The following is a 7,595-nucleotide window of genomic DNA, read 5'->3' on the forward strand; positions in this document are numbered from 1 at the left end:
GCTAACCAATGATAAAATTCTTTAGAAAAATCCGTCAAAATTTACTTTCTGAAGGGAAAACCGGGAAGTATCTCAAATACGCCATTGGTGAAATTCTTTTGGTTGTATTTGGGATTTTAATTGCATTACAAATTAACATTTGGAATGAGCATAGAAAGAACCAAAATACTCTCAGTGGATATTTGACTTTTCTCATGGAAGACATTGAAAATGACAAATATCAATTGGTTAAATTGATTCAAGAGAGGGAGGCGTCATTAGAATCTACAACTAAAATTATCAATTCTTATAGAAGCAATATTCCAATTAGTGCCCCGGACTTTCTACACGCGTTTAACTACATAGTCGTCGAACAAAAATTTGATAATAATACAAACGGGTTCGACAAGGTGCAAAACTCCCCATTATTTGATTCAGAAGGGTTTCATAGAATTCGAAATCTTATTAGAGATTACACAAAGGCCATTGACCAAGTCAAATTTGTAGAATCCAAGCAAAACACATCAAGCGAAATTATGGAATCAGAATTGTTACGCAATGGATTCTACGATAACACTTGGGAAGATTTTCGAGAATATTATCAACCAGATATCTTTCAATCTAAATCTGAAAAAACCAATTACTTAAACGAAATAAATAATTATAATCAGATTAAGGCAATTTTTATGCGCAATGAATGGGCTCTTCCCTTTATCATAGAAGATTATAAGAGAATCATTGATTTAGGAGAGCGACTTAAGCTTGAAATAGACAGTTTCCAAGGTAATCGAGAACCTTCATATGTAATGAAAAATTGACGTAAAAAATAACGAAAGCACAACAACGTGTATAGCCTATACCTCTTCCCTTACCTCAAAATTAATTAACTTTCAATTAAATTAATTTTCGTGCAACCTGGCGTTGAAAACAATCGGCACAGGCCATACACGAAACCGTTAGGCTTCATTACTACTTCGCCTAAGCTACGTAGTAGGCACTATAACCAACCAATAACCAATGATATTATCGAGCCAATATTTACATAGTAAATCAAATGTCCAGTGGACATTTGAGCGAGATAGCCGCTTGCGGACTTATTAAATGTTTAAATTAGAGTATGATTAAGTTTTTTAGACGAATACGCTACGACCTTATGGAGAAAAATAAAACTGGCAAGTATCTGAAATATGCCATTGGTGAAATTCTGCTTGTCATGATAGGTATTTTGCTTGCTCTGCAAGTGAATAATTGGAATGAAGATAGAAAGAATAATTTAAGGCTCACTTCACATTATCAAGAATTAAAAGATGAATTAAATTATGATTTAGAAAGGTTGCAAGATTTAATTAACCAATTAAATGCAATAGATAGTATGGGCATCTATCTGAGATCCTTTCTTGATGATAAAATTATAGAAGTAGATTCAATTAAACTCAAGAGATCCTTTTTGTCTGCGGGATTCTATGCGACATTCAGTATTTCAAGTGTAGCGTACAATAATCTAGTCAGCAGCGGCGATATTCACTTAATTGAAAACAAAAAACTAAAAAGAAAACTAGGCAGTATTCATGCCAAGCAGGGATGGGGTCAATCTGCACTCAATGGAATAGTGAATCAATCAATTGAAGATTATCACAATTACAGGCATATATTTACTGAACCTATGATGACTAGGACTTTTTTTAACAATCAAATTGCCTCAGTTAATGATTCTAAAATATTTGAAACTCTTGATAAAACCTTAAATGATTTCTCAATCTCTTGGGATAAAGTAAAAAGGGATCAGGAGTACTCAATAAAGTTAGACAGGTTGTTAGAAGGAAGGCTCACTCAAAAAATGCACTATTACCAATATAAGGAGGAAATGTTAGAAATCCTCAATCTTCTCAATGAAGTATTAAATTAGTAAAAACAATAAGAATTATATTTACCTATGAGTTCAATTTGATCTATGTCAAACACAGTTTCACTCAATAGGGAATAGGGAAGGAATAATTTAACCTAGCAAATTAAAGTTCGAAAAAATAACGAAAGCACAACAACATGTATAATCCATTACTAACGCAACAGTTGTTTATGGGAAACTTTGTATTATAGTGTGCGTACGATTCCTACTCAGAAATTTCCACGGAATTTTCGCCGCAACGGAATCATATACGAACACGTTGGCATTCACGAGAGCGACAACATAAAATAACCTTATTTAACAATGAAATATATCTTATTATTCAGTTCACTTATAGTGATGAGTTGCTCCAACAAAACTAATTCGAAGGAAACATCCAAAACAGCGGAGCATCCAGAAAATCTGATTGCAGTTCTTGATACTATTTGGCAAAGAGAACAGCTTCCAATTAGAGCAAGGGACTCACTAATAAAATTATATGGTACTGAATCGGAATTAGTTAAGGAACAGCAATCAATTTATAAGAACAATCATATCATCAATGAAAGAAAAGTGAAGAATATTCTGGATTCATATGGATGGCCAACAAAAGAAATGTCTGGCGAACAAGGAAACTGGACCATATGTAATGTGATTCAACATTCAGATAATGAGGTTCGTATACACTATCTTCCAATGATGAGACAAGCTGTAAAAGACAAAAAATTAGAACCGCGTTTTTTGGTTAGAGCTGAAGACAGAATTGCAACAGAAAGAGGAGATTTACAAATCTATGGAGGGCAAATGAAGTACTATCCCGAAACAAAAAGTTTCAATGTATGGCCAGTACTTGACCCAAAAAACATCGATAAAAGAAGAGCTGAAATCGGACTTGATTCAATCGCTATATTTCTAAAGAATAGATTTAATTTTGAATGGAATCTTGAAGAGCAAATTAAGCGGACGGAAGAGTTTGAAAGAGAGCGTAATAAACAAAAATAACGAAACGCCAACAATGGCTAAAAGTAATTGCTTGTTCTCGCCTACTTCTGAAAATCCTCGCGGATTTTCGGTTTGGTGTGTACCTGCCTGCCGGCAGGCAGGCTTGCAAAGTTAAGTGCAAACACACGCAACTACTCATAGCCGAGAACGTTGTATGCAATTTGAAAACAAAAAATGATCGGGCATAAAATTAAAGGCTTAGGAGAGGTCGTTCTGCGAGTAAATGATATGGAATTGATGAAAAATTTCTATCTGAAAACTATAGGATTTGAATTAATGAATGCATCTGAGAATTATACTTTCTTCAAAATTACAGATGGTGTTGGTGGCCATACTCAGACCTTAGCATTATTTGCAAAGAAAAATCTAACTGCCTTTAATGAAGAGTTGAAAACTATAATGCCTGAGAATACCACATTACATCATTTCGCTCTTGAGATCGAAAAATTGGATTACGAAGAAATACTGATGCTATGTAAAAAAAATAAAATTGAGTATATAACTAAGATATTTGAATGGGTTAAATGGAAATCAATATTTATCAAAGACCCAGAATCAAATATTGTCGAATTTGTTTGTTATGATCCCGAGATTTAAAAACTGCATACAACAATGGCTATAATTCATCACGCCACAGGCGTGACGTTCCGAGCGAAGTGGACAGCACAAGCAAATCATAGCCTGGACCGTTGTGTTTCATCAAAGATTAAAGTAAGAGACTTTTATGAGATTTATAGTATGTTTTATTCTGGGAGTCCTGCTTACAAATTGTCAACCTGATAACCCAGAACTGACCGGTCATATTGGAAGGCCTGATATTTCTCCGGACGGGAGAAAAATCACTTTCATTTATGCAAAAGATGCCTCTGAAGATGTTTGGGAAATTTATACCGCCGATTTGAATGGTAAAAATGTGAAGCAACTTACTTATTTTACCGAAGCGCGCATTAAGAAAAGCCCCATATGGTCGAAAAACGGAAAAAAAATAGCTTTTCATGCAGATATAAATGATGGCGCTCAAATTTTTGTAATAGATGCGGATGGTGAAAATCTGACTCAACTTACAAATTTACCAGGATACAATGTAGAACCACATTGGTCTCCTGATGGGAGCGAGATTGTTTTCAATTCAATACCCAAAAAGGGCAAAGTAAAAATGCTAATTATGAATAAAGATGGGTCAAATAGCAGAGAACTTCACAATCCAGATGGAAACAACTGGTATCCTCGAAAAACCAATCAAAATTTAATCATCTTTACATCAGACCTTAACCAAGACGACTATTACGATATTTTTGTAATGAATCCAGACGGTTCAAATATTCAGCAATTGACATTTATCAAGGCTATAAACTGGTTTCCGGAATATTCGCCAGATGAAACAAAAATAGTATTTCATTCTAATCAAGATGATCCGCAATTAAATGATTCAGGAGATTACAACCTTTATATTATGAACGCTGATGGAACGGGTATTCGGCAAATTACAAATCTGAGTGGTCAGGAGCTTCATGCCAAATGGCATCCTTCTGGAGAAAAACTGATATTTGAATGGCACAACGAGCAACCAATGGGTCTTCATACATTGAATTTATCCAATGGTGAGATTGAAAAAATTAAACTGACTACGGATTGAAATTCAATTTTGATTATATAATTTAAAATAAACCACAACAATGCCTATAATTCATCACGCCACAGGCGTGACGTTCCGAGCGAAGCCAACAGCACAAGCAAATCATAGCCAGAACGGTTGTGGCTAATAAATTCTACACGAATATTATTAAATGCTTAAGCCAAACTAAACAATGAGAAATATTGGACTTATTTTACTTTACACATCTAGTGTCTTAATGTTCATTGGTGGGCTTGGAGATCAGTTTATATCTGGATATTTGGACGTTCATTTAAATTTTTTAGGAAATCCTGAAAGTTCAGAACTTCTTACTAAGGCGGAACGGCTATCTATATTATTACTTCACTCTGTCGGTGCTGGATTGATGAGTACTGGTATCAGTATGTTTTTTTTAACTCACTTCGCAATTAGAAAAAATCGCGCTTGGGCTAAATGGACCTTTTTGATCATAACTTGGATGGCTCAAGGAATTAATGGATATAATATGTTTACTGCAGGTTCACATTTTTGGTACCCAATCTTAATTCTTGTGTTTGCAACCATTGGGGTTTTTACTTTTAAGGCTCAAGAAATTCACTAGTCACAACAATGGCTTAGCAGCCATGCCAAGTCGTAACTATTCGCTAACTTAGTTATTGCCATAGCGTCGGCCAGATCTGACCTCAGTATGCCTCCGCAACAAAATTATAGCCTAACCGCTGTGCGTCATTATTTGAGTCCACACATCTGATAAATATTATATCTTTAGAGGGCCGAACGGCAAGCAAAGGTCTGGTAGACCTTTGATAATGAGGAGCCAGGCGGTGCGCGGACCAAAAAAACAATATATATGCTCAAATTCTTCCGCCGTATCCGGCAACAACTTCTTTCCGAAAACAAATTCAGTAAATACCTGCTTTATGCTATTGGAGAAATCTTTCTTGTCGTAATTGGAATTTTGATAGCATTGCAAATAAATAATTGGAATGAAAATCAAAAGCAAAGGACTTTTGCCAAAAAACTATTACTTGACATAAAAATCTCTTTATCCAATAATTATGAACAACTAAATTTTGTCATTGATTATAATGAAGAGGGTATTACATCAGCCGAGATGCTCCAGAACCATCTGGACTCTAATCTTCCTTATCATGATTCATTGGACATACACTTTTCGAAAGCCATACAATATAGCACCCCAATAATAAGAAATGCAGGCTATAAAAGTCTGGCAAACTACGGCCTGAATCTCATACAAAATGATAGTTTATTGAACGCTCTTGATGACATGTATAATATGGGATGGATTGAAACTCTTGTACTTCGACAAGAAAATTACTTTTACAACACCGCTTCCCCAATACTTACTGAATTGTTTGAAAAGGTTGCTATGCGGACTAGCATGAAACCTTTTGATTACGAAGCACTAAAAAATTCCAGAAAATATCATAGTATAATTAACACATTGAACGAATACAGAAAAGATCAAAATATTTGGTATTCAGAGAATTTGGATCGGATCACCGAAATAGAGAAAATCATTGATAGAACGCTAGATACTAAAAAGTAATTTATCTATAGCTCATTGTACAAGAAAAATATGAAAACGAAAGGCTAACAACGTGTATAGTTCATTGCTCTGAATTTCCTACTCTGAATTTCCTCGCTGCTGAAAAACGGGTTCTCGTCTTTTTGCTATCTTAGTCTCTAAGCAACGAAACCATACACGAACACGTTATCATCAATAAATACAAAGAATGAAAAATACCACTTTATTCAGTATCCTTCTTTTTCTCGTGTTATCATGTAATACTCAAGATAAGGAGCGTCAATATCCTACTTACTCTTGGGAAACGTCAAGTTTTGAGACTGAAGGGTTGAAAAAGGAACCTTTTGATTCTTTATTAAATGAGATAGGAAATGGAGCTTACGGTAATGTTGACCAATTGCTCTTAATTAAAAATGGAAAATTAGTATTTAATCAATCATTTACGAATGACTACGAAAAAATAAGTAAAGGAAAGTCTGGTATTCTTGGATGTGGTTTTAATACATGTCAAGATTCAACAATATATGGGGATTACAATTACTACCATCCCAATTGGCATCCATACTATCAAAACAAAAAGGTTCATACACTACAATCTGTTACCAAATCAATTGCTTCAATTATGATTGGCGTTGCAATTAAAGACGGGGATATTAGCAGTACAGACGTCAGAGTAGTTGATTTTTTTGAAGATTACGACTTATCAATGGCTGACGAATCTCTCAAAACTGCAACCTTGGAAAATTTGCTGACCATGCAGTTGGGGATGGAATGGCATGAATTGGACAGACCTCCAGATTCTACCAATACAACTGGACAACTTGAACGAAGCAAAGATTGGATTCAGTTTACGTTTAATCAACCTATGGACACAGTCCCAGGAACGAAATGGGTTTATAATAGTGGAGCGAGCCAACTAATGTCAGGAATAATCAAAAAAGCAACAGGATTATACATTGATGAATATGCAGAGAAATATCTATTTACACCTCTGGGAATTGAGAACTTTCATTGGAAAAAAACACCGGCTGGATATACAGATACTGAGGGTGGTTTATTCTTAGAAGCACAAGATTTAGCAAAAATTGGCTTCTTAATGCTAAATAATGGAATATGGGATGGACAGCAAATAATTTCCTCTGATTGGGCAAAAAGAAGTATTTCGAAACACGTTGAATTTGATAAAGAGAAGGGCTATGGCTATCAATGGTGGAGGGAAGATCAAGACCAAGTCGAAATCTGGGCTTGTAAAGGTTTTGGTGGCCAATATCTTTTGGTTTTTCCGAAATTTGAAACTATAGCAGTGGTTAATAGTTGGAATATTTTTGATGAAAAAACGGAGAATATTTTGAAAGCAACTAAAACTGCTGTGATTGAATCAAATTCACAATAAAGTTGATAACAATGTATATGAAATCATAGTTCCCATTCGGTCACTACGCTTCATATACTAACCGTTGGCGGTAATTAGGTACGATATACAAACATCCTTTACAGAGTTATAGAAACATCGTTTACACTTTTTAAGTTGCATTTGAAACCAAAATTCAGATGCTATGCCTTGG

At 34.9% G+C, this 7,595-nt stretch carries 8 protein-coding genes; all 8 read left to right on the forward strand.

The features are described 5' to 3' along the window. Positions 1 to 8 precede the first annotated feature (8 nt). Complete coding sequence (locus J1G40_RS18105; RefSeq protein ID WP_265244076.1) at positions 9 to 797, forward strand: DUF6090 family protein; 789 nt, start codon at positions 9 to 11, stop codon at positions 795 to 797. A 335-nt stretch (positions 798 to 1,132) separates the two neighbouring features. Further along, positions 1,133 to 1,885: a DUF6090 family protein gene (locus J1G40_RS18110; RefSeq protein ID WP_321160210.1), complete on the forward strand. Its 753-nt coding sequence runs from the start codon at positions 1,133 to 1,135 to the stop codon at positions 1,883 to 1,885. Between the two features lie 303 nt (positions 1,886 to 2,188). Continuing rightward, entirely contained in the window at positions 2,189 to 2,866 is a 678-nt protein-coding gene (locus tag J1G40_RS18115) for a DUF6624 domain-containing protein (protein ID WP_265244078.1), read from the forward strand. A gap of 174 nt (positions 2,867 to 3,040) precedes the next feature. Then, positions 3,041 to 3,463 (forward strand): VOC family protein, encoded by a 423-nt coding sequence (locus tag J1G40_RS18120; protein ID WP_265244079.1) that lies wholly within the window; start codon positions 3,041 to 3,043, stop codon positions 3,461 to 3,463. A gap of 127 nt (positions 3,464 to 3,590) precedes the next feature. Then, entirely contained in the window at positions 3,591 to 4,502 is a 912-nt protein-coding gene (locus J1G40_RS18125) for a TolB family protein (RefSeq protein WP_265244080.1), read from the forward strand. 172 nt (positions 4,503 to 4,674) lie between these two features. Next, positions 4,675 to 5,082, forward strand: a complete 408-nt coding sequence (locus tag J1G40_RS18130; protein WP_265244081.1) for a hypothetical protein — start codon at positions 4,675 to 4,677, stop codon at positions 5,080 to 5,082. A 249-nt stretch (positions 5,083 to 5,331) separates the two neighbouring features. Continuing rightward, the gene (locus J1G40_RS18135) at positions 5,332 to 6,051 is read left to right on the forward strand and encodes a DUF6090 family protein (RefSeq protein ID WP_265244082.1); all 720 of its coding nucleotides are present in this window, start codon (positions 5,332 to 5,334) and stop codon (positions 6,049 to 6,051) included. 187 nt (positions 6,052 to 6,238) lie between these two features. Next, positions 6,239 to 7,423, forward strand: a complete 1,185-nt coding sequence (locus J1G40_RS18140; protein ID WP_265244083.1) for a serine hydrolase domain-containing protein — start codon at positions 6,239 to 6,241, stop codon at positions 7,421 to 7,423. Positions 7,424 to 7,595: the final 172 nt, after the last annotated feature.

The sequence above is a fragment of the Muriicola sp. Z0-33 genome, assembly GCF_026126425.1.
Taxonomy (GTDB): domain Bacteria; phylum Bacteroidota; class Bacteroidia; order Flavobacteriales; family Flavobacteriaceae; genus JAFMPW01.

Bases quoted from the DNA above. Each gene is read 5' to 3' on its own strand.
- J1G40_RS18105 (WP_265244076.1), top strand. From the start codon at position 9: ATGATAAAATTCTTTAGAAAAATCCGTCAAAATTTACTTTCTGAAGGG.
- J1G40_RS18110 (WP_321160210.1), top strand. From the start codon at position 1,133: ATGGAGAAAAATAAAACTGGCAAGTATCTGAAATATGCCATTGGTGAA.
- J1G40_RS18115 (WP_265244078.1), top strand. From the start codon at position 2,189: ATGAAATATATCTTATTATTCAGTTCACTTATAGTGATGAGTTGCTCC.
- J1G40_RS18120 (WP_265244079.1), top strand. From the start codon at position 3,041: ATGATCGGGCATAAAATTAAAGGCTTAGGAGAGGTCGTTCTGCGAGTA.
- J1G40_RS18125 (WP_265244080.1), top strand. From the start codon at position 3,591: ATGAGATTTATAGTATGTTTTATTCTGGGAGTCCTGCTTACAAATTGT.
- J1G40_RS18130 (WP_265244081.1), top strand. From the start codon at position 4,675: ATGAGAAATATTGGACTTATTTTACTTTACACATCTAGTGTCTTAATG.
- J1G40_RS18135 (WP_265244082.1), top strand. From the start codon at position 5,332: ATGCTCAAATTCTTCCGCCGTATCCGGCAACAACTTCTTTCCGAAAAC.
- J1G40_RS18140 (WP_265244083.1), top strand. From the start codon at position 6,239: ATGAAAAATACCACTTTATTCAGTATCCTTCTTTTTCTCGTGTTATCA.